Annotated in this window: 18 protein-coding genes and 1 pseudogene; all 19 read left to right on the plus strand. The window is 69.4% G+C overall.

Annotated elements, in window-relative coordinates; genetic code table 11:
- Positions 1-2 precede the first annotated feature (2 nt).
- The 19 genes and pseudogenes from fliP to AC1DGW_RS16115 all read left to right on the plus strand — a co-directional run bounded on the left by fliP (position 3) and on the right by AC1DGW_RS16115 (position 21,335).
- Complete coding sequence (gene fliP, locus AC1DGW_RS16025; RefSeq protein WP_478024899.1) at positions 3-785, plus strand: flagellar type III secretion system pore protein FliP; 783 nt, start codon at positions 3-5, stop codon at positions 783-785.
- Between the two features lie 965 nt (positions 786-1,750).
- Entirely contained in the window at positions 1,751-2,020 is a 270-nt protein-coding gene (locus AC1DGW_RS16030; RefSeq protein ID WP_478024902.1) for a flagellar biosynthetic protein FliQ, read from the plus strand.
- Positions 2,021-2,028: 8 nt separating this feature from the next.
- On the plus strand, positions 2,029-2,820 hold the full coding sequence (gene fliR / locus AC1DGW_RS16035; protein ID WP_478024904.1) for a flagellar biosynthetic protein FliR: 792 nt from the start codon (positions 2,029-2,031) through the stop codon (positions 2,818-2,820).
- Between the two features lie 172 nt (positions 2,821-2,992).
- Positions 2,993-5,077: a putative bifunctional diguanylate cyclase/phosphodiesterase gene (locus AC1DGW_RS16040; RefSeq protein ID WP_478024906.1), complete on the plus strand. Its 2,085-nt coding sequence runs from the start codon at positions 2,993-2,995 to the stop codon at positions 5,075-5,077.
- A 137-nt stretch (positions 5,078-5,214) separates the two neighbouring features.
- Positions 5,215-6,345 (plus strand): flagellar biosynthesis protein FlhB, encoded by a 1,131-nt coding sequence (gene flhB / locus AC1DGW_RS16045; protein ID WP_478024908.1) that lies wholly within the window; start codon positions 5,215-5,217, stop codon positions 6,343-6,345.
- A complete protein-coding gene (gene flhA, locus AC1DGW_RS16050) occupies positions 6,342-8,450 on the plus strand; it encodes a flagellar biosynthesis protein FlhA (RefSeq protein ID WP_478024910.1) in 2,109 nt (702 codons plus the stop codon). The genes flhB and flhA overlap by 4 nt, the downstream gene beginning before the upstream one ends.
- Positions 8,451-8,600: 150 nt before the next feature.
- Positions 8,601-10,301, plus strand: coding sequence for a flagellar biosynthesis protein FlhF (gene flhF, locus AC1DGW_RS16055; protein WP_478024912.1), 1,701 nt, complete (start codon positions 8,601-8,603; stop codon positions 10,299-10,301).
- A complete protein-coding gene (locus AC1DGW_RS16060; RefSeq protein ID WP_478024914.1) occupies positions 10,288-11,172 on the plus strand; it encodes a MinD/ParA family protein in 885 nt (294 codons plus the stop codon). The genes flhF and AC1DGW_RS16060 overlap by 14 nt, the downstream gene beginning before the upstream one ends.
- Complete coding sequence (locus AC1DGW_RS16065) at positions 11,169-11,915, plus strand: RNA polymerase sigma factor FliA (RefSeq protein ID WP_478024916.1); 747 nt, start codon at positions 11,169-11,171, stop codon at positions 11,913-11,915. Before AC1DGW_RS16060 ends, AC1DGW_RS16065 begins: the two co-directional genes overlap by 4 nt.
- Positions 11,916-11,928: 13 nt before the next feature.
- Positions 11,929-12,321 (plus strand): chemotaxis response regulator CheY, encoded by a 393-nt coding sequence (gene cheY, locus AC1DGW_RS16070; RefSeq protein WP_478024918.1) that lies wholly within the window; start codon positions 11,929-11,931, stop codon positions 12,319-12,321.
- On the plus strand, positions 12,321-12,944 hold the full coding sequence (locus AC1DGW_RS16075; protein ID WP_478024920.1) for a protein phosphatase CheZ: 624 nt from the start codon (positions 12,321-12,323) through the stop codon (positions 12,942-12,944). The genes cheY and AC1DGW_RS16075 overlap by 1 nt, the downstream gene beginning before the upstream one ends.
- Positions 12,945-12,948: 4 nt before the next feature.
- Positions 12,949-14,922, plus strand: coding sequence for a chemotaxis protein CheA (locus AC1DGW_RS16080; RefSeq protein WP_478024922.1), 1,974 nt, complete (start codon positions 12,949-12,951; stop codon positions 14,920-14,922).
- A 197-nt stretch (positions 14,923-15,119) separates the two neighbouring features.
- The gene (locus AC1DGW_RS16085) at positions 15,120-15,860 is read left to right on the plus strand and encodes a flagellar motor protein (protein WP_478024925.1); all 741 of its coding nucleotides are present in this window, start codon (positions 15,120-15,122) and stop codon (positions 15,858-15,860) included.
- A 3-nt stretch (positions 15,861-15,863) separates the two neighbouring features.
- Positions 15,864-16,817: a flagellar motor protein MotD gene (gene motD / locus AC1DGW_RS16090; RefSeq protein ID WP_478024927.1), complete on the plus strand. Its 954-nt coding sequence runs from the start codon at positions 15,864-15,866 to the stop codon at positions 16,815-16,817.
- Positions 16,817-17,599 carry a ParA family protein gene (locus tag AC1DGW_RS16095; RefSeq protein ID WP_478024929.1) on the plus strand — a complete coding sequence of 261 codons (783 nt, stop codon included), beginning with the start codon at positions 16,817-16,819 and terminating at the stop codon, positions 17,597-17,599. The genes motD and AC1DGW_RS16095 overlap by 1 nt, the downstream gene beginning before the upstream one ends.
- A 17-nt stretch (positions 17,600-17,616) precedes the next feature.
- Positions 17,617-18,399: pseudogene (locus AC1DGW_RS16100) on the plus strand (chemotaxis protein CheW); the annotation flags it as partial.
- Between the two features lie 229 nt (positions 18,400-18,628).
- The gene (locus AC1DGW_RS16105; RefSeq protein ID WP_478024932.1) at positions 18,629-18,937 is read left to right on the plus strand and encodes an STAS domain-containing protein; all 309 of its coding nucleotides are present in this window, start codon (positions 18,629-18,631) and stop codon (positions 18,935-18,937) included.
- Entirely contained in the window at positions 18,934-19,299 is a 366-nt protein-coding gene (locus AC1DGW_RS16110; protein ID WP_153193038.1) for a response regulator, read from the plus strand. Before AC1DGW_RS16105 ends, AC1DGW_RS16110 begins: the two co-directional genes overlap by 4 nt.
- Positions 19,300-19,343: 44 nt before the next feature.
- The gene (locus AC1DGW_RS16115) at positions 19,344-21,335 is read left to right on the plus strand and encodes a chemotaxis protein CheA (protein ID WP_478024935.1); all 1,992 of its coding nucleotides are present in this window, start codon (positions 19,344-19,346) and stop codon (positions 21,333-21,335) included.
- Positions 21,336-21,484: the final 149 nt, after the last annotated feature.

A 21,484-nucleotide genomic window follows, 5' to 3' on the forward strand; every position in this document is an offset into this window, starting at 1 on the left:
GCATGCCGCTGCAACGTTTCAATCCCTGCTTCTGCTGGCGGCTGGCGATCCTGTTCGCCCTGCTGGCCCTGCCGCTGTTCGCCTGGGCGGCCCCCGCCGCTCCGCAGGTGCCGGCCCTGCCCGACGTGAACGTCGGCAAGATAGGCGGCGCCCCGGTCAGCCTGCCGCTGCAGACCCTGCTGCTGATGACGGCCATCACCCTGCTGCCGTCGCTGCTGCTGGTGCTGACCGCCTTCACCCGCATCATCATCGTGCTCGGCCTGCTGCGCCAGGCGATGGGCACCGGACAGACGCCCTCCAACCAGGTGCTGCTCGGCCTGTCCCTGTTCCTGACCGCGATGATCATGATGCCGGTATGGGACAAGGCCTGGTCCACCGGCATGGCGCCCTACCTGGACGGACAGATCGATTTCCAGACCGCATGGACGATGACCACCCAGCCGCTGCGCGCCTTCATGCTGGCGCAGGTGCGCGAGACCGACCTGATGACCTTCGCCGGGCTGGCCGGCCAGGGCCCCTACGCCGGCCCGGACGCGATTCCGTTCCCGGTGCTGGTGGCGTCCTTCGTCACCAGCGAGCTGAAGACCGCTTTCGAGATCGGCTTCCTGATCTTCATCCCGTTCGTGATCATCGACCTGGTGGTTTCCAGCGTGCTGATGTCGATGGGCATGATGATGCTCTCGCCGATGCTGATCTCCGCGCCGTTCAAGATCCTGCTGTTCGTGCTGGTGGACGGCTGGGTGCTGGTGGTGGGCACGCTGGCGGCGAGCTTCAACGCGGTGTGAGCCGCCGCTCATGGATTCATTGCACGAAGCCGCGATCAACTCGCGGCTTCGTTGTTTCCGGCCCAGCAACTGACGACGGCTGCCCCCGCTTCGGCCGCTTTCGCCTTTGACCTTGCTGTTGCTGTTGCTGCTGTTGCTGCCGTTGCTGCCGTTGCTGCCGTTGCCGTGGATTTTGACTTGCCGGGTTCCCTTCCGTAGCGACGGAGGCGGCAGACAAGACCCCGAATGGGGCGCCGCACAAGGATGTGCAGCGTTTTTCGACGAGACAGGGATGTCTCGTCGAAAAATCCTGCCGACGGAGTGGACCCGCGATGCGCAGCATCGTGGGCGCGTAGGCAGGGTGTGCTTTCTTTGCGCCAGGTTTCTTTGCACAAGCAAAGAAAGGTGGCTCGGGCCCCTTCAGGGGCACGAAAGCCTTTGCTTCTGACGTTGCTTCTAAAAGGGTCAAAGTCAAAGTCAGAGCGAGAGCTTTCACTCCCCTTCGGGGAGCGAGTTACTTTGACCAGCCATTCGGCTGTTGAAAAATCTCTTCTTTGCTCGTGCAAAGAAAAGCTAACCAAAAGAAAGCACACCCTGCCTGCGCACCCTCCGCGCTGCGCGCTCCAGGTCCACTGCGCTGCCGGGATTTTTCGACGAGACATCCCTGTCTCGTCGAAAAACGACGTGCTCGTCCGCTTCGCGGTCGAGTCCGGGGCAGTCGCCGCACGGCGCCTGCCCGTCCGGCGGGGCGAAGCAGTGCTTCGCCTTTTTCCGCCGAACCCATGCACGCCGCCCCTTCGGGGTCTTGTCCGTCAGCTCCGTTGCTACGGAAGGGAACCCGGCGAGTCAAAATCCACGGCAACAGCAACAGCAACAGCAACAGCAACAGCAAGAGTCAAGAGCAAGTCTCCGTAACCGCCGACGACAAGCAACAGCAACGTCGGAAACCTTGCCCCCTCTGGCACCAACCTTGCATCCACCCCGGCATGAGTCCCGAACTTGCCCTTACCGAACTGCGCGGCGGCCTCGTCGCCACCCTCTGGATCGCCGGCCCGCTGCTGATCATCGTCCTGGTGGTCGGCGTGGTGATGGGCATCATCCAGGCCGCCACCCAGCTCAACGAGCCGACCATCGCCTTCATCGCCAAGGCCGCGGCGCTGACCGCGGCGCTGTTCGCGCTGGGCAGCCTGCTGCTCGGCCACCTGGTGGAATTCACCACCTTGCTGTTCCAGCGCATTCCGCATCTGATCGGCTAGGCCAGACCATGGATCCGATCACCCGGATGATGATCGACGGCCAGCAGGCCTTCGCCATCATCGGCACCACGCTGTGGGTCATGCTGCGCATCGGCGCGATGCTGATGGCCATGCCGATGATCGGCACCCGCGCGGTGCCGGCGCGGGTGCGGGCCATGCTCGCCGTCGCGCTGTCGGTGGCACTGGCGCCGGTGCTGCCGCCGGTCCCCGTATGGAACGGCTTCGACGCGGCCACGGTGCTGGGCATCGCCCGCGAACTGGCGGTCGGGGTGAGCATCGGCTTCCTGCTGCGGCTGATCTTCGAGGCCGGCGCGATGGCCGGCGAACTGGTCGCACAGGGCACCGGCCTGGCGTTCGCGCAGATGAGCGATCCGCTGCGCGGCGGCAGCTCCGGCGTGGTCGGGCAATGGTTCTACCTGCTGTTCGGCCTGCTGTTCTTCACCAGCAACGGGCACCTGGCGCTGATCTCGCTGCTGGTGGACAGCTACAAGGCCTTGCCGATCGGCACCGCGCTGCCCGACCCGCACGCGATGGCGGCGCTGGCCCCGACCCTGTTCCTGCAGGTGTTCCGCGGCGCGCTCACGCTGGCGCTGCCGCTGACCGTGGCGATGCTGGCGGTGAACCTGGCCTTCGGCGCGCTGGCGCGGGCCGCGCCGGCGCTGCACCCGATGCAGCTGGGCCTGCCGGTATCGCTGCTGCTGGGGCTGTTCATGCTGACCCTGCTGGCCGGGGAAATGACCGCCCCGGTGCAGCGCCTGTTCGACAGCGCGTTCGACGCCGCGCGGCAGGTGACGTCGTGATGCCGGGCACATCCGCCGCGTTCACCACGGGATCTGCCCGGCGATGCTATTGCTTGCCGCGGACAGGCCCGGGATAGTCGCCGGTATGCGCGCCGGCAGGCAATCGCCGGGCGCACTCGGGCAACGCGCCGCTCCGGATGCGTGGTGCATGGAATGGGGAAGGGAGAGGGCGATGCTTGCAGGAAGCTACAACCCGTTGTTCGTCGTGCTGTCGGTCCTGGTCGCGATGCTGGCCTCGTTCACTGCGCTGGACATGGCTTCGCGCGTGTCGGCGTCGCGCCATTCCGGCGCGACGATCGGCTGGCTGCTGGCCGGCGGCATCGCCATGGGCGCCGGCATCTGGTCGATGCACTTCGTCGGCATGCTCGCCTTCCGCCTGCCGATCCCGCTCGGCTACGACCTCGGGCTGACCGTCGAATCGCTGCTGGTCGCCATCGCCGCCTCGCTGTTCGCCCTGTGGCTGGTTTCGCGCCCCACCCTGCCGCACCCGCGGTTGGCGCTGGGCGCGCTGCTGATGGGCCTGGGCATCGCCTGGATGCACTACGTGGGGATGGCCGCGCTGCGCATGCAGCCGGCCATCGACTACGACCCGCTGCGTTTCGCGCTTTCGATCCTGATCGCCGTGGCCGCCTCGTGGAGCGCGCTCTACATCGCCTTCCGCATGCGCGCGGCGGAGAAGGCGCTGCCGCAGCGCCTGGCCGCCGCCGCGGTGATGGGCCTGGCCATCGTCGGCATGCATTACACCGGCATGGCCGCGGCGCGTTTCCCGGCCGGTTCGGTCTGCGCCGCGGCGACCAGCGGCGGGATCAGCGTCGAATGGCTGGCGGCCTGCGTGGTGATGCTCACCGTGGCGGTGATGGCGGTGGTGCTGGTCATCTCGCTGTTCGAGCAGCGCATGCAGGCGCGCCTGCTGCACCTGCGCAACTCGACGCTGTCGGCGTCGCTGGACGACGCGCGCAAGGAACTGTTCCATGCCAGCCGCCACGATTCGCTGACCGGCCTGCCCAACCGCCAGCTCTCGCACGACCGCATCGAACAGCTGTTGCAGCGCTGCGACACGGAAGGCGTGGCCTGCGCGGTGATGACCCTGGACCTGGACGAATTCCGCCACATCAACAGCGCGTTCGGCCCGCAGGCCGGCGACGCGGTGATGGTCGACGTGGCCGAGCAGCTGCGCCGGCTGCTGCCGGACGGCGGCCTGGTCGGCCGTCTCGGCGGCGACCAGTACGTGATCGCGCTGCCGCTGGCAGGCGACGCCACCGCCGCGCCGCTGGCCGAGCGCATCCTCATCGCGCTCAACGCGGTGCGCGTGGGCGGGCGCGACATGCGCGTCACCGGCAGCCTGGGCCTGGCCCTGTATCCGGCGCATGCCGGTTCGGCCGCGCAGCTGGTGGTGCATGCCGAGACCGCCACCCGCCACGCCAAGCTGGCCGGCCGCAATACCCACGCACAGTTCGCCGAATGGATGAACGCCGACGCCGAGCAGGACCAGCGCCTGCTGGAAGACCTGCGCAAGGCCATCGGCACGCCCCAGCTGACCCTGCATTACCAGCCGCGGGTGCACGCCGACAGCGACCGCGTCACCGGCGCCGAAGCGCTGATCCGCTGGCGCCATCCCGTGCACGGGCCCGTGCCCAGCGAGCGCGTCATCCGCCTGGCCGAACAGAACGGGCTGATGGATGCGATCGGCCTGTGGGTGCTGGATGAGGCATGCCGGCAGATCCGCTGCTGGCACGACGCCGGCCATGCCGGCTGGCAGGTGTCGGTGAATCTGTCAGGCCTGCAGCTGGATTCCCCGCGCCTGGTCGAGGACGTGAAACAGGCCCTGCAGCGCAACGAACTTGAACCCTCGCGCCTGGTGCTGGAAGTCAGCGAAAACGCGGTCACCCGCGACGCCGACGCCGCGGTCGGCGTGCTGCGCGCCATCGCCGCGCTGGGCGTGGGCATCTCGATCGACGACTTCGGCACCGGCTTCTCCAGCCTGCTGCAGCTGCGGCGGCTGCCGGCCACCGAGATCAAGATCGACCGTGCCTTCGTGGTGGCGCTGGAAGACAGCGACGAGGACGTGGTGGTGGTCTCGGCCATCGTGGCGCTGGGCCACGCGCTGAACATGGAAGTCGTCGCCAAGGGCATCGAGACCTCGGGCCAGCGCACCTACGCCGAGCGCCTGGGCTGCGACCACCTGCAGGGCTACCAGCTGGGGCGCCCGGTCGGCGCCGAAAGTTTCATGCGCCTGTACGGCAGCGGCGGCTTCTGACCCCTGCAAGCGGCGGGAAGCGGTAACCGGGCGGGTGATCCGCCCTGCCGCGCATTCCGGGCTCCCATCAAGCGCCGCCAGGCCGCTGGCCTGCTTCTTGCACGGCCCGATGCCGAGCCCAGCATCCGCGCCAGGTCATGGCTGAGAACGAAGACGGCACCGAAAAAACCGAACAACCTACCGGCAAACGCCTGCGCGACGCCCGCGAGAAGGGCGACATCCCGCGTTCGCGCGAACTGGCCACCGCTGCGGTGTTCGGTACCGGCGTGATCGCCGTTACCACCCTGTCCGGCGTGATCGGCGGCAACGCGCGCGCCTGGATGCGGGACGCGCTGGCCCCCGACCCGGGCCTGCTCGAGACCCCGGACGCGCTGTTCGGCTATGCCGGGATGCTGCTGCTCCGGCTGCTGCTGGCGACCTGGCCGCTGCTGCTGGTGTGCCTGCTCGCCAGCTTCATCTCGCCGCTGCTGATGGGCGGGCTGCGGGTGTCGTCCAAGGCGCTGATGCCCGACCTGAACCGCTTGAACCCGATGAACGGGCTCAAGCGCACCTACGGCCCGCAGTCGCTGGCCGAACTGGCCAAGTCGCTGCTGCGCGTGCTGTTCGTCGGCACCGCCGCCGGCCTGTGCATCTGGCACGGCTTCGGCGCCCTGCGCGCCCTGCCGCAGATGCCGCTGGAACGGGCGGTCCTGGACGGGCTCGGCTTCACCCTGCGGCTGCTGCTGGCCACGGCCGGGGCGATGGCGCTGCTGGCGGCTCTCGATGCCCCCTACCAGTACTGGAACTGGCTGCGCAAACTGAAGATGACCCGCGAAGAGGTCAAGCGCGAGATGAAGGAAAGCGAGGGCAGCCCCGAGGTCAAGGGCCGCATACGGCAGATGCAGATGCAGCTGTCGCAGCGGCGGATGATGGAGGCCGTGCCCAGCGCCGACGTGATCGTGGTCAACCCGACCCACTACGCGGTCGCGCTCAAGTACGAGGCCGGGCGCATGAACGCGCCGACCGTGGTCGCCCGCGGTGTGGACGAACTGGCCCTGCGCATCCGCCAGGTGGCCGACGGCAACCGCGTGGCCATCGTCTCGGCGCCGCCGCTGGCACGCGCCTTGTATAGGGAAAGCCAACTCGGCAAGGAAATCCCCGTGAGACTGTATTCGGCCGTCGCCCAGATCCTGTCCTACGTCTACCAGCTGCGCGCCTGGCGCAGCGGGCCGATGCCGCAGCAGCCGGCCATCGACATCGACGAATTCGGCAAGGGAGCCCGCCCATGAGCGCCCAGCCCATGCCGGCCACCGCGCGCCGCCTGCTGGACATGATCCGCCAGGGATTCGGCGCGCCGCTGATCGTGCTGGCGCTGCTGGCGATGGTGGTGGTGCCGCTGGCCGCGCCGGTGCTCGACGCGCTGTTCACCTTCAACATCGCCATCTCGCTGATGGTGCTGCTGGCGGTGGTGTACGTGAAGCGGCCGCTGGATTTCACCATCTTCCCGATCGTGCTGCTGATCACCACCATGCTGCGGCTGGCGCTGAACGTGGCCTCCACCCGCGTCATCCTGCTCAATGGCCAGAACGGCCACGAGGCCGCCGGCAAGGTCATCGCCTCGTTCGGCGAGTTCGTGATCGGCGGCAACTACGCCGTCGGCATCGTGGTGTTCGCGATCCTGACCATCATCAACTTCGTGGTCATCACCAAGGGCGCCGGGCGCGTGTCGGAAGTGACCGCGCGCTTCATCCTCGACGCCATGCCCGGCAAGCAGATGGCGATCGACGCCGACCTCAACGCCGGCCTGCTGACCCGCGAGGAGGCCAAGGCCCGGCGCGAGGAAGTGCGCGAGGAAGCCGACTTCTACGGCGCGATGGACGGCGCCAGCAAGTTCATCCGCGGCGACGCCATCGCCGGCATCCTGATCCTGTTCATCAACCTGCTCGGCGGTCTGGCGGTGGGCGTGCTCCAGCACGGCATGCCGTTCGCCGACGCCGCCTCCACCTACACCCTGCTGTCCATCGGCGACGGCCTGGTGGCGCAGCTGCCGGCGCTGCTGGTATCCAGCGCGGTGGCGATGCTGGTGACCCGCGCCTCGCGCGCCCAGGACATGAGCCAGGCGATGATGGGCCAGGTGTTCGGCCAGTACCGCGCCCTGGCGATTGCTGCCGCCATCATCGGCCTGGTCGGCCTGGTGCCGGGCATGCCCAACCTGGCCTTCCTGATCCTGGCCTCGATCCTCGGTTTCCTGGCCTGGAAGCTGTGGAAGCGCGAACAGGCCAACGCCGAGAAGCCCGGCACCGAGGCCGGCGCCGCCGCGCCGGGCGAGATTCCCGGCCTGCACTCCTCGCAGCCGGCGCCGACCGCCGAGCTCAGCTGGGACGAGCTGCGCCCGGTCGATCCGCTGGGCCTGGAGGTCGGCTACCGGTTGATCCCGCTGGTGGACAAGACCCAGGGCGGCGAACTGATGGCGCGCATCAAGGGCGTGCGCCGCAAGCTCACCCAGGATGTCGGCTTCCTGATTCCCTCGGTGCACATCCGCGACAATCTCGAACTGTCGGCCACCACCTACCGGGTGCTGATCCACGGCGTGCCGGTGAGCAGCGCCGAGATCCACCCCGACCGCGAGCTGGCGCTGGACCCCGGCAGCGCGATGGGCCAGCTGGACGGCATTCCCGGCAAGGACCCGGCCTTCGGCCTGGACGCCACCTGGATCCAGCCGCACCAGCGCGCCCACGCCGAATCGCTGGGCTACACCGTGGTCGATCCGGCCACGGTGGTGGCCACCCACCTCTCGCACCTGATCCGCGAGCACGCGCCGGAACTGCTCGGCCACGAGGAAGTGCAGCAGCTGCTGGCGACCCTGGCCAAGAGCGCGCCCAAGCTGGTCGAGGACCTGACCCCGAAGGCGCTGCCGATCTCGGTGGTGGCGCGGGTGCTGCAGAACCTGCTGATCGAGCGCATCCCGATCCGCCAGCTGCGCAAGATCGCCGAGGCGCTGGTGGAGAACGCCCCGCTCACCCAGGATCCGGCCGCGCTGACCGCGGCGGTGCGCAACGCGCTGGGCCGTTTCATCGTGCAGGAAATCGCCGGCATGTCGCCGGAACTGCCGGTGTTCACCCTGAACCCGCAACTGGAACGGGTCTTGCAGGAATCCACGCAGGGCAACGGTGCCGCACTGGAACCCGGTCTCGCCGAGCGTCTCCACCAGAGTCTTGCCGAATGCGTCGGCAAGCAGGAGGCGCGCAACGAGCCGGCCGTGGTGCTGGTACCGGGTCCGGTCCGCGCTGCCCTCGCACGGATGGTCCGCCACAGCGTCCCCTCGCTGTCGGTGCTGGCCTACAGCGAGGTCCCGGAAGACAAGCGCCTGAAGCTGGTCGGCACGATCAGCTGAGGTCCGCCTGGAAGCCGGCGGCGTCAAAGAACGGACACCTGATCGGCCACCGCCACAAACGAAGGACGAGGAGCACGCACCGCCATGCACGACACCGCCAACGCCACTGCTCCCACGTCGCACCCGCACACGAATTCCCGGTACTCCAGCATGAAGATCAAACGTTTCGTCGCCGCCGACATGCGCACCGCCATGAACCTGGTGCGCAAGGAACATGGCCCCGATGCCGTCATCCTGTCCAATCGCCGGATCGAGGAAGGCGTCGAGATCGTGGCGGCCGCCCACTACGACGAGACCGCCGTGCAGCGCGCCCTGGAAGCCGCCCGCCCGGCGCCGCCGCCGGCACCCAGGCCGCGCAGCGCCGCCGAGGCGATCATCGCCGCGGTGACCCGCCGCAGGACTCCGGAGCCGGAACCGGTGGTGGCCACCGCCTCGGCCGTGGCCGCCCTCGCCCGCTCGGCGGTCGGCGCCACCGGCCGCTCCATCGACAGCAGCGTCGAACTGGCCCCGGGCAGCCGTTTCTCCTCGCTGCTCAAGCCGCAGCCCAGGCCTGCCGCCGAGCGCATGCCCGAGCTTCCGGAACAGATCTTCGCGACCTTCCCGGCCGCGCTGGACGACACCCCGGTGGTGCCGGCGTTCCGCCCCGAGGGCTTCGCCGTGGCCGAGCCGGCACCGGTCGCCCCGGCGCCGGTCAACCGCGCCCGCTTCCTGATCGATCCGCCGCTGGAGGAACCGGTCGCCGTGGCACCCGTGCCGGCCCCGCGGGTCGAGCCGGCAATGGCGCCCCCTGCCCTGTTTGAAATGGCCCCGCCCCGCCAGATGCCGGTCGAACCGATCGTGCCCGTCGCTCCGGCCGCTGCCGCGACCGTCAATGTTCCGGCGCCCGAGCCGGAAGCCGTTGTCGCCGCGGCCGCGCTGAGCGTGGTCGCCGCGGTGCCGCGTGACGACCGCCAGCTCGCCGAGCTGCGCCAGGAAGTGGCCGGCATGCGCCAGCTGATCGAGCGCGAGATGAACCGCTTCACCGATGAGCGCCTGCGCGGCAGCCCGGTGCGCGCCAACGCGCTGGACCTGATGGACGAGTACGGCTTCGATGCCGGCCTGGCCCGCGACGTGGCGGTGCAGATGCCGGCGGAAACCGACCCGGCGCGGGCCCGCGGACTGATGCTGGGCCTGATCTCCAGGAAGCTGCCGATCGCCCCGGTCGATCCGATCGAAGCCGGCGGCGTGATCGCCCTGGTCGGCCCGACCGGCGCCGGCAAGACCACCACCATCGCCAAGCTGGCCTCGCGCTTCGCCGAGGCCCACGCCGCCCGCGACGTCGCCCTGGTCACCACCGACACCCAGCGCATCGGCGCGCGCGAGCAGCTGTACGGCTTCGGCCGCCAGCTCGGCATCGCCGTGCACGAGGCCAGCAGCGGCACCAACCTCAACCAGCTGCTGGAGCGCCTGGCCGACTACAAGCTGGTGCTGATCGACACCGCCGGGCTGGGCCAGCGCGACCGCGCCCTGACCGCCCAGCTGCAGTGGCTGCGCGCCGCCGGCCAGATCCGCACCCTGCTGGTGCTGCCGGCCAATACCAGCTTCCAGGACATGGACGAGGTGGTCCGCCGCTTCGGTGCGGCCAACCCGCAGGGCCTGGTGCTGACCAAGCTGGACGAGACCGGCCGCTTCGGTTCGGCCCTTTCGGTGGCCGTGGATCACCGTTTGCCGATCACATGGGTGACGGACGGGCAGGATGTGCCGGAAGATCTGCACCGGGCCTCGGCGGCCAATCTCGTGCTTCGCCTTGAAGATTTGCGCCGCGCGGCCGATATGCCCTGCAACCCGGAGTTGAACCATGCCGTCGCGTGAGTACGCCAAGCTGACCAATGCCTTCCCGCTGTCGGCCACCCGCCGCCAGCCCGCAGGCCCCGTGCGCACCATCGCGGTGACCGGCGGCAAGGGCGGCGTGGGCAAGACCAACGTCTCGGCCAATCTGGCCGTGGCGCTGGCCGGCATGGGCAAGCGCACGCTGCTGCTGGACGCCGACCTGGGCCTGGCCAACATCGACGTCATCCTCGGCCTGCAGCCCAAGCACACCCTGGCCGACCTGGTCGCCGGGCGCTGCTCGCTGGAGGACGTCATCATCGAGGGCCCCGACGGCCTGCTGGTGGTGCCGGCCGCGTCCGGCCGCCGGCACATGGCCGAGCTGCAGCCGGCCGAGCACGTCGGCCTGGTCAACGTGTTCTCCGAGCTGGAACGCGACCTGGACGTGATGATCATCGACACCGCGGCCGGCATCACCGACAGCGTGCTGACCTTCTGCCAGGCCGCGCAGGACACCGTGGTGGTGGTCTGCGACGAGCCGGCTTCGATCACCGACGCCTACGCCCTGATCAAGGTGCTCTCGCGCGAGCGCGGGGTGGACCGCATCCAGGTCGTGGCCAACATGGTGCGCGACCCCAACGAAGGCCGCGTGCTGTACGAGAAGCTGGTGCGGGTGTGCGAGAAGTTCCTGGCCGACGTCTCGCTCAATTACCTGGGCTGCGTGCCGCAGGACGACTGGCTGCGCCTGTCGGTGCAGCGCCAGCAGCCGGTGGTGAAGCTGTACCCGTCGGCGCCGGCCGCGCTGGCGCTGCAGGAAATCGCCCGCCGCACCGCCCGCTGGCAGGCGCCGACCGAGCCGCGTGGCGGCGTCGAATTCTTCCTGGAGCGCATCATCCAGCGCGGGGTGGCGACATGAACCCCGCCGCCCATTACCGCGAAGTGCAACGCGCCAGCGCCAACGACTGCATCGCCCGCCATTCGGACCTGGTGCGGCGCATCGCCCACCACCTGGCGGCGCGCCTGCCGGCCAGCGTCGAGATCGACGACCTGATCCAGGCCGGCATGATGGGCCTGATCGAAGCCTCGCGCAGTTACGACGCCGAACAGGGCGCCTCGTTCGAGACCTACGCCTCGATCCGCATCCGCGGCTCGATGATCGACGAGATCCGCCGTGGCGACTGGGTGCCGCGTTCGGTGCACCGGCGCGCCCGCGACGCCGCCGCCACCATCCGCCGCATCGAGCAGACCACCGGCCGCGCCGCCAGCGCGACCGAGGTGGCCGAGGCGATGGAGATGCCGCTGCCCGAATACCTGCGGCTGATCGAGGACGCCGCGCGCGGCCAGGTGCTGAGCCTGGAGTCGCGCATCGAGGACCAGGGCGAGCTCGATACCCCGGCCACCGGCGGCCCGACCCCGCAGCAGGTGCTCGAGCGCAGCCAGTTCGGCGAGGAACTGGGCAAGGCCATCGGCCAGCTGCCCGACCGCGAACAGCTGGTGCTGTCGCTGTACTACGAGCAGGAACTGAACCTGAAGGAGATCGGCGCCGTGCTCGGGGTGAGCGAGTCGCGCGTCTGCCAGATCCACGGCCAGGCCATGCTGCGCCTGCGCGGCCGGCTGAAGATTTTCGAGGCGGCCGACGCCGGCCTCGTCGAACCATGAAGAGGAACACCTTTTGAACAAGAACATGCGGATCCTGATCGTCGACGATTTCTCGACCATGCGGCGCATCGTCAAGAACCTGCTGGGCGACCTGGGCTTCACCAACACCGCCGAGGCCGAAGACGGGCATGCCGCGCTGGCGCTGTTGAACAGCCAGCCGTTCGACTTCGTGGTCACCGACTGGAACATGCCGGTGATGACCGGCATCGAACTGCTCAAGGCGATCCGCGCCGATGCCAAACTCAAGACCCTGCCGGTGCTGATGGTCACCGCCGAGGCCAAGCGCGAGCAGATCATCGAGGCCGCGCAGAACGGCGTGAACGGCTACATCATCAAGCCGTTCACCGCGCAGACCCTGGAAGAGAAACTGGGCAAGATCTTCGAGCGGCTGGGAGCGAGCGCCTGATGGGCACGCCCGGCGAAACCCTGAGCGGGAAATCGGCCTTGGTGCAACGCCTGCAGGATGCGCTGGCGGCGCTGGAAAGCGGCGACGAGAGCGGCCTGCGCCGGGAAATCGATGCGCTGGCGGCGCTGCGCACGCAGCCGATGATGGCCGGCCTGGGCCGGCTTGCGCGCGAGCTGGGCCAGGCGCTGGGCGAACTGCCGACGGTACCCACCGAGGCCGGCGAACTGGACGACGCCTGCGCGCGCCTGGACCACGTGGTCGAGATGACCGAGAAAGCCACCCACCGCACCCTGGACCTGGCCGAGCAGTGCCGCGAGCTGGTCACCGGCCTGCGCGAGGGCAGCCTGCCGACGGTCGAACACGAACAGGCGCTGGACCGCATCCGCCACAACCTCACCGAAATCGCCCTGACCCAGAGCTACCAGGACCTGACCGGGCAGATCATCCGCCGCGTGGTCGGCATCGTGCGCCGCGTGCACGAAGGCTTCGGCGCGCTCGGCCTGCCGCCGCCGGAGGAAGAGGCGCGCAACAGCGGCCTTGCCGGTCCGGCGCTGGAAGGCATCGACCGCCACGCCGTCAGCCAGGACGACGCCGACGACCTGCTCTCCGACCTGGGGCTGTGACGCCATGAGCGCCTTCGCCGACGACATCGCCGCCGATTTCATCCTCGAGGCCCAGGAAATCCTGGATCGCCTCGGCGAACAGCTGGTCGCGCTGGAGCAGTCGCCCCGCGACAACGACCAGCTCAACGCGGTGTTCCGCGGCTTCCACACGCTCAAGGGCGGTGCCGGCTTCCTGGGCATCAACGCGATGGTCGAGCTGTGTCACGCCGCCGAGGAAACCCTGGGCATGGCGCGCTCGGGCAAGGCGGTACTGCAGGCGCACCACTTCGATGCCGCGCAGCAGTCGCTGGACTGGCTGCAGGCCATGCTCGACGCGGTGTCGGCCGGCACCGATCCGCAGCACGCGCCGCCGGCGCTGATCGCGCTGTTCGACGTCGACGTGGCGCCCGCCGCCCCGGCTCCCGTGGCCGCGGCACCGGTCGCGGCCGCCGGCGGCGACATGATCACCGAAGACGAATTCGAGGACCTGCTCGACCAGCTGCACGGCGGCGGCGTGCCCGGCGCCAAGCCGGTGGCCGCCACGGCCTCTTCCAGGGCGGCGGACGACCTCATCTCCGAGGACGAGTTCGAAGCCCTGCTCGACCAGCTGCATGGCACCGCCGCGCCCGGCGCCGCGCCTGCCGCGGCCGCGGCCAGGCCCGCTGCCGCCCGCAAGGGCGGCGACGACCTCATCACCGAGGACGAATTCGAAGCCCTGCTCGACACCCTGCACGGCGGTGCCGCGCCCGGCACGCGGGCATTGCCGGCCTCGCCGGCCGCCCCGCTCCCGGCTGCGCCCGCGCCGCGCGCGGCCACCCCGGCACCCGCTGCGGCCAAGGCCGCGGTCGAGCCCGAGCAGACCGTGCGCGTGGACACCAAGCGCCTGGACGCCATCGTCAACCTGATCGGCGAACTGGTGCTCTCGCGCAACCGGCTCAAGACCCTGCGCGCGCGCCTGAAGGACGAGGAACTCGACCGCGCCGTCTCCACCCTCGACATCGCCACCGCGCGCCTGCAGTCGGCGGTGATGCGCACCCGCATGCAGCCGGTGGGCAAGGTGTTCTCGCGCTTCCCCAAAGTCGCGCGCGATGTCGCCCGCAACCTGAAGAAGGAAGTGGACCTGGAACTGATCGGCGCCGAGACCGAGCTCGACCGCAACCTGGTCGAGGCCCTGGCCGACCCGCTGGTGCATCTGGTCCGCAACGCCATCGACCATGGCGTGGAAATGCCCGAGCTGCGCGAGGCGCAGGGCAAGCCGCGCATGGGCCGGGTACGGCTGTCGGCGCAGCAGGAAGGCGACTACGTCAGCATCGAAGTGCAGGACGACGGCGCCGGCATCGACCCCGAACGCCTGCGCGCCAAGGCCCGCGAGAAAGGCCTGCTGGACCCGGAAGCCGCCGCGCGGCTGAGCAGCGAGGAATGCCTGCACCTGGTGTTCCTGCCCGGCTTCTCGACCAAGCAGGAAGTCACCGACATCTCCGGCCGCGGCGTCGGCATGGACGTGGTGCAGTCGCGCATCCGCGAACTGAGCGGGCAGATCCAGATCCAGTCCGAGCTCGGCCGCGGCAGCCGCTTCCTGATCCGCGTGCCGCTGACCCTGGCGATCCTGCCGACCCTGCTGGTGCAGGCCGGCGAGGACATCTACGCGCTGCCGCTGGCGCGCGTGATGGAAGTGCTGCACGCCCCCCGCACCTCGCTGGGCTGGTTCGACGGCCGCGCCGTGCTCGACCGCAAGTCGCACACGCTGGCGCTGGTGGACCTGCGCCAATGGCTGGACGTGGAACCGGCGCAGTCGGCCCTGCTCACCATCGTCGTGCTGCAGATCGGCGAAGCCCGCTTCGGCCTGGTCGTGGACCAGGTGCGCGGCCGCGAGGAAGTGGTGATCAAGCCGCTGCCCAAGGCGCTGCGCGGGCTGAAGGGCTATGCCGGCGCCACCCTGATCGGCGACGGCCGCATGGCGCTGATCCTGGACGTGGACGGTCTGCGCGGCCAGGACTGATCCTTGCAAGCCCCTCGAATGCTCCTTGCGCCAGCGCAAGGAGCGGGGCGCGATGCGGGGTACGGGGAAGCCCCCCGCGATGCCTGGCCGCACGAGGCTTCGTCCGTACCCTGATCCGCCCTTTCGGGGCACCTTCTTCCGGAGGGAGAAGGAAACCATCCGTTCAAGTCCCCCCCGCAAAAGCCGATACCCGTTAAATGGACAGACTCAGCATCATCGGACTCTTCCTCGCACTGGCCTCGCTGGTGGGCGGAAGCATTCTCAAGGGCGCCGGCCTGGCTTCGCTGTGGTCGCCCGCTGCGTTCGTCATCGTCATCGTCGGCACCGTCGCCTCGATCCTTCTGCATACCTCGCCGGCGATCTTCCGCCACGCCTTCAGGATCGTCCGCTGGGTGGTGCAGCCGCCGGCCAGCGACCGCCAGGCGCTGATCCGGCAGATCGTGGACTGGAGCAACATCGCCCGCCGCCAGGGCCTGCTGGGCCTGGAACCGCAGGTGGACATGCAGGACGACCCGTTCCTGCGCAAGGGCCTGCAGCTGGTGGTGGACGGCGTCGAGCCCGAAGCGATCCGGCACATGCTGGAAATCGAACTCACCGGCCAGGAACACCGCGACCTGGCCGCGGCCAAGGTGTTCGAGGGCATGGGCATCTATGCGCCGACCCTGGGCATCATCGGCGCGGTGCTGGGCCTGATCGCGGTGATGAAGAACCTGGCCGACCCGAGCAAGCTCGGCCACGGCATCGCCGCCGCGTTCACCGCCACCATCTACGGCATCGCCTCGGCCAACCTGCTGTTCCTGCCGGTCTCGGCCAAGCTCAAGAGCGTGATCGCGCACAACAGCCGCGAGCGCGAGATGATCATCGAAGGGCTGATCGCCATCGCCCAGGGCGAGAACCCGCGCAACATCGAAACCAGCCTGGCCGGTTTCGTGGGTTGAACCATGGCCCGTCGCAAGTCCCACGAAGAACACGCCAACCATGAGGCATGGGCCATTCCCTATGCGGACCTGATGACGCTGCTGCTGGCGTTCTTCGTGGTGATGTATGCCATTTCCTCGCTCAACGAAGGCAAGTACCGGGTCATGGCCGATGCCCTGACCACCGCCTTCGGCGGCGCGCCGCGCACCATCAGCCAGGTGCAGGTCGGCAACAAGCAGTTGCAGGGCGGCGGCCACGACAGCCCGGCGGTGATCCACTCGCCCAGCCTGGCCGGCGGTGCGATGGCCGACCCGACCCGGTTGCCGTCGATGGCCTCGCAGATGACCCAGCCGGTATCGCTGCGCGACCGCGAGCAGCTGCAGCGCGCCGAGCGCCAGCTCGGGCAGATCGCCCAGAAACTGACCCAGGCACTGGCGCCACTGGTCAACCAGGGCGTGATCACCGTGCGCCGCACCGAACTGTGGATCGAAGTGGAGATCAACAGCGACATCCTGTTCCGCGCCGGTTCGGCGGCGCTGGACGCAGGTGCGCGGCAGACCCTGGGCAAGCTGGCCGACGTCCTGCAGGACGCCCCCAATGGCGTGCGCGTGGAAGGCCATACCGACAACATGCCGATTGCCACTGCGCAGTACCCGTCCAACTGGGAACTGTCGGCGGCCCGCGCCGCCAGCGTGGTGCACCTGTTCGCCGACCACGGCGTGCAGCCGCAGCGGCTGGCGATGATGGGCTACGGCGAATTCCGCCCACGCGAGAGCAATGCGCAGCTCGAAGGCCGCAACCGCAACCGGCGGGTGATGGTCATCATCCTGGCCGACTCGGCCGCCAGCGCCGATGCGCTGGCAGACGGCACGACCACGGTCGCCGCCGAACACCCCACCCCCGATGCCGCCGGCGCCGATGCGCCCATGCGCGCGTCCGGACCGGCGTTGCCGGCAGCAATTGAAGGAGTGCACTGATGCGTATCTGGGCCATTGCCAACCAGAAGGGCGGCGTCGGCAAGACCACCACCACGCTGGCATTGGGGCGCGGCCTGGCCGCGCTCGGCCACCGCGTTCTGCTGATCGACCTCGACCCGCATGCCTCGCTGACCCGCGCCTTCGGCGTGCCGCTGGACCCGCCGCCGCAGGGCGTGCTGGAACTGTTCGCCACCCCGCCAGGGGAAATCTCCACCCTCGCCCTCGGCGGCGCCATCCCCGGGCTGGACTACCTGTGCGCGCAGGCCGCGCTGGCCACCCTGGAACGGCGCAGCGCCAACCAGCCGGGGCTGGGCCTGGCGCTGCAGCACGCGCTGGCCCAGCACGGGCAGCGCCACGACTACATCCTGCTCGACTGCGCGCCGACCCTGGGCCTGCTGATGATCAACGCGCTGGCCGCCGCCGACCGCCTGATCATCCCCACCCAGGCCGAACCGCTGGCGCTGCACGGCCTGGAAGGCATGGTGCGGACCGGGCAGATGGTGGAACGCTCGCGCGGCCGTCCGCTGCCGGTGTCGATCCTGCCGACCCTGTTCGACCGCCGTACCCGTACCGGCAACGAAACCCTCAAGCTGATGCAGGACCGCTACGGCGAGCGCGTGTGGGAAGACGCGATCCCGGTCGATACACGCATCAGCAGCCCGGCCACGCTCACCGCCCCGGCCCATGACGACAACTACCCCGGCCGTGGCCTGTCGGCCTACCGGCGGGCGCTGGAGTGGCTGTGCGCCGAAGATGCCGCACAGCTGGAGCGCGCGGCATGAGCGGCGTGGACATGCTGGACGACTACCTGGGCGAACTGCTGCTCGACGCGATCCCGGTCCCAGTGGCGCCTGCACCTGCCCCTACGGTCGCCGTGACGGCACCGCCGGCCAGGCCGGTTGAAGTGGAAGCCGCTGCTGCCCCGCCGCCACCCGCAACCGTGGCAGCCGAGGTCGTCGCACCGGTCGTTCCAGCTCCCGCCCCGGCACCCGTGTCGCCGCGTCCCGTCGTCGAAGCCGCCCCGGCGGTTGCCGAGCCGGAACCCGCACACCGCGCCGCGGCTGCGCCAGCCGTACCGGCCGGCAACAATGTCTGGGCCGCGCTGCAGGCGCAGGCGCGCGAGCCGCACCAGCCCCAGCGCCGCGCCAGCGAACGCGCATCGCGCTGGCTGCGCCTGCGCTGCGGCGTGCAGGCCTATGCGCTGGAACTGCTCAAGGTGCAGGAAGTCGTGCTGCCGGTGCCGCTGCTGGGCCTGCGCGGCACTTCCGCGGCGATGCTGGGCATCATGAACCTGCGCGGCCAGGTGGTACCGGTCATCGATCTCGGCCTTCACCTGGGGTTCGCCGCGGTCGGCGAGGACAGCCTGACCCGCATCGTCGTGCTCGAGGAAAGGGGCGAAGTCCTGGGCCTGCGCGTGTCCGCGGTGGAGGACGTGGCCAACCTGACCGAGTCGCAGATCGAACCCCCCGACACCGCCCGCATCTGCCAGATCTCCAACACCCTGTTCCGCGGCGTGGCCCGCATCGGCCAGCAGCCGATGATCCTGCTCGACGCCTCCGAACTGCTGCAGTGCGAGCGCTGAAGACCGGCCTGCGCGGGTGCGGGACAACCCCCGCACCGCACTTGGCCGGCAGGTCCGGGGACGGCGCAGTCGCGGCATCCGCGCGGGTCTTCTCCCGTTCCCGGCGCTTCTCCGTCCGTCCCTGCCATTCCGCTTACCCGTTCACAGAATCGAGCGCCGTTCTTCACGTCGCTAAAGAACCCTGCGCGGTTGCCGTTAACTGGTCCAGTACCGTCTCTCCGGAGCAACGATGAGCACTGTGGCACTGGCGCAGGACCTGGGCATCGAGTCCACCAGCGAGCTGAAGCAACACCTGGCCCCGCACCTGGGCCGGAACGACGCGTTGCGCGTGGATGCCAGCCAGGTAGGCCGCGTGCATACCGCCGCCATCCAGGTGCTGTGCGCCTTCGTCCTGGCCCGCCGCCAGGCCGGCCACGCCACCGTCTTCGACGACGCTACCGATACCTTCCGCGACGCCGCGCGCCTGCTCGGCGTCCTCCAGACCCTCGGTCTGGACGCAACCCCTGACAAATCGAATTCTGTGGAGAACGTTGCATGAGCGCTCGAATCCTGGTGGTGGACGACTCGGCGTCGATGCGCCAGATGGTGGCCTTCGCCCTCACCTCGGCCGGTTATTCCGTCGAGGAAGCCGAAGACGGCGCCGTCGCCCTCGGCCGTGCCAAGGGCGCCAAGTTCAACGCGGTGGTCACCGACGTGAACATGCCGAACATGGACGGCATCTCGCTGATCCGCGAGCTGCGCCAGCTGCCGGACTACAAGTTCACCCCGATGCTGATGCTGACCACCGAGTCGGCCGCCGACAAGAAATCCGAAGGCAAGGCCGCCGGTGCCACCGGCTGGCTGGTCAAGCCGTTCAACCCGGAACAGCTGGTCGCCACCGTCCAGAAAGTCCTGGGCTGATCGCCCACCCCACTGCCCCCGAACCCTGACCGGATAGCGCGCCGATGAGCATGGACCTGCAACGTTTCCACGCCACCTTCTTCGAGGAAAGCCGCGAAGGGCTGGACGCCATGGAGGCCGGGCTACTGGCCCTGGAGGACGGGCAGCAGGATCCGGAGATCATCAACTCGGTGTTCCGCGCCGCGCATTCGATCAAGGGCGGCGCCGGCACCTTCGGCTTCGAGGCCATCGCCGGCCTGACCCACGTGCTGGAAACGCTGCTCGACGAGCTGCGCGCCGGCAAGCGGGCACTGGAGAGCGCCGCGGTCGATGCCATGCTGTCCTCGGTGGACGTGCTGCGCGCCCTGCTGCGCGAGGCCGAACACGGCCAGACCGCCGATCCGGCGGCCGTCGCCGCGGTAAAGGCGCGCCTGGAAGCGGTGCTGTCCGGCGACGCCGCCGCGCCGGTCGCGGCGAAGCAGGAAGAAGCCACGGCCGAACCGGAAGGCTGGCAGATCGGCTTCGTGCCGGCGCCGTCGCTGTTCATGAGCGGCAACGACCCGCTGCGCATCATCCGCGAGCTGGAAACCCTCGGCCCGCTGCAGGTCGACGCGCGCATGGAACGCCTGCCCGGTTTCGAGCAGATGGACCCGCTGGAAGCCTATATCGCCTGGGATCTGGGCCTGACCGGCCGCATCCCGCGCAGCAAGATCGAAGACACCTTCGCCTGGGTGGTGGACGACTGCGAGCTGGACATCCAGCCGATCATCGCGCCGCCGAGCCTGGCCACCAGCGCGCCGACGCCGGTGCAGGAAGTGGCGGCGGAAGTTGCTGCCGCCGTACGCCCCGCCGCAGCCGCGGCCAATGCGCAGGGTGGCGGCCACGAGGCCGAAAGCTCGATCCGCGTCAGCGTCGACAAGGTCGATGCGCTGATCAACCTGGTCGGCGAACTGGTCATCACCCAGGCCATGCTCAAGCAGGTTTCCGGCGGCCTGGACCCGTCCCACGCCGAACGCCTGCTGGCCGGCCTGGACCTGCTCGAACGCAATACCCGCGACCTGCAGGAAGCGGTGATCGGCGTGCGCATGCTGCCGGTGGATGCCGTGTTCCGCCGCTTCCCGCGGCTGGTGCGCGACCTGTCCTCGCGCCTGGGCAAGCAGGTGCGGCTGCGCACGATCGGCGAAGGCACCGAACTGGACAAGGGTCTGATCGAGAAGATCGCCGATCCACTGGTGCACCTGGTGCGCAACTCGATCGACCACGGCCTGGAAATGCCCGATGTGCGCAGGCAGGCCGGCAAGGACGAAATGGGCACGATCACCCTGGCCGCCTCACACCAGGGCGGGCATATCGTCATCGAGGTCAGCGACGACGGCCGCGGCCTGAACCGCGACAAGATCCTGGCCAAGGCCCATGAGCGCGGCCTGGCGGTTCCCGACAACCCGACCGACACCCAGGTCTGGGACCTGATCTTCCAGCCCGGCTTCTCCACCGCCGATGCGGTCACCGACCTGTCCGGCCGCGGCGTCGGCATGGACGTGGTCCGCCGCAACATCCAGGCCCTGGGCGGCGAAGTGCAGCTGGAAAGCCAGACCGGCGCCGGCACCCGCGTACTGATCCGGCTGCCGCTGACCCTGGCCATCCTCGACGGCATGACCGTGTCGGTCGCCGGCGAAACCCTGATCCTGCCGTTGGCCTATGTGCTGGAGGCGCTGCAGCCCAAGGCCGAGGACATCCGCACCATGGCCGGCGAAGGCCGCGTGCTGCGCGTGCGCGGCGAATACCTGCCGATCCTGGCGTTGGGGCATTACTACGGCTACCGTCAGGAAACCCATGCCGATCCGCTGGTAGTAGTGGTCGAAGGCGACGGTCAGAAGATCGCGCTGGAAGTGGACGAGCTGCTCGGCCAGCAGCAGGTCGTGGTCAAGAACATCGAGAATAATTACCGCCGCATCGGCGGCGTCTCCGGCGCCACCATCCTCGGCGACGGCCGCGTCGCCCTGATCGTCGACGTCGGCGGACTGGTCCGTTCGCTGCGCCTGCCGCAGGCGGCCTGAGTCCGCACCTTCGCCCTGCGGGGCGAAGGCCTTGCCTGCGAACCGTCGTCGGACCGCACCCGGATGTCCGCTGCGCTGCAGCGGACAGGCAGGTGCAGCCAGAGGTGTCGTAGCGCGGGGTTTCACCTCTTTGCTGCTCCATGTCCCGC

This window comes from Stenotrophomonas sp. 05N423 (genome assembly GCF_056397145.1).

Bases quoted from the DNA above. Each gene is read 5' to 3' on its own strand.
- fliP (WP_478024899.1), top strand. From the start codon at position 3: ATGCCGCTGCAACGTTTCAATCCCTGCTTCTGCTGGCGGCTGGCGATC.
- AC1DGW_RS16030 (WP_478024902.1), top strand. From the start codon at position 1,751: ATGAGTCCCGAACTTGCCCTTACCGAACTGCGCGGCGGCCTCGTCGCC.
- fliR (WP_478024904.1), top strand. From the start codon at position 2,029: ATGGATCCGATCACCCGGATGATGATCGACGGCCAGCAGGCCTTCGCC.
- AC1DGW_RS16040 (WP_478024906.1), top strand. From the start codon at position 2,993: ATGCTTGCAGGAAGCTACAACCCGTTGTTCGTCGTGCTGTCGGTCCTG.
- flhB (WP_478024908.1), top strand. From the start codon at position 5,215: ATGGCTGAGAACGAAGACGGCACCGAAAAAACCGAACAACCTACCGGC.
- flhA (WP_478024910.1), top strand. From the start codon at position 6,342: ATGAGCGCCCAGCCCATGCCGGCCACCGCGCGCCGCCTGCTGGACATG.
- flhF (WP_478024912.1), top strand. From the start codon at position 8,601: ATGAAGATCAAACGTTTCGTCGCCGCCGACATGCGCACCGCCATGAAC.
- AC1DGW_RS16060 (WP_478024914.1), top strand. From the start codon at position 10,288: ATGCCGTCGCGTGAGTACGCCAAGCTGACCAATGCCTTCCCGCTGTCG.
- AC1DGW_RS16065 (WP_478024916.1), top strand. From the start codon at position 11,169: ATGAACCCCGCCGCCCATTACCGCGAAGTGCAACGCGCCAGCGCCAAC.
- AC1DGW_RS16075 (WP_478024920.1), top strand. From the start codon at position 12,321: ATGGGCACGCCCGGCGAAACCCTGAGCGGGAAATCGGCCTTGGTGCAA.
- AC1DGW_RS16080 (WP_478024922.1), top strand. From the start codon at position 12,949: ATGAGCGCCTTCGCCGACGACATCGCCGCCGATTTCATCCTCGAGGCC.
- AC1DGW_RS16085 (WP_478024925.1), top strand. From the start codon at position 15,120: ATGGACAGACTCAGCATCATCGGACTCTTCCTCGCACTGGCCTCGCTG.
- motD (WP_478024927.1), top strand. From the start codon at position 15,864: ATGGCCCGTCGCAAGTCCCACGAAGAACACGCCAACCATGAGGCATGG.
- AC1DGW_RS16095 (WP_478024929.1), top strand. From the start codon at position 16,817: ATGCGTATCTGGGCCATTGCCAACCAGAAGGGCGGCGTCGGCAAGACC.
- AC1DGW_RS16105 (WP_478024932.1), top strand. From the start codon at position 18,629: ATGAGCACTGTGGCACTGGCGCAGGACCTGGGCATCGAGTCCACCAGC.
- AC1DGW_RS16110 (WP_153193038.1), top strand. From the start codon at position 18,934: ATGAGCGCTCGAATCCTGGTGGTGGACGACTCGGCGTCGATGCGCCAG.
- AC1DGW_RS16115 (WP_478024935.1), top strand. From the start codon at position 19,344: ATGAGCATGGACCTGCAACGTTTCCACGCCACCTTCTTCGAGGAAAGC.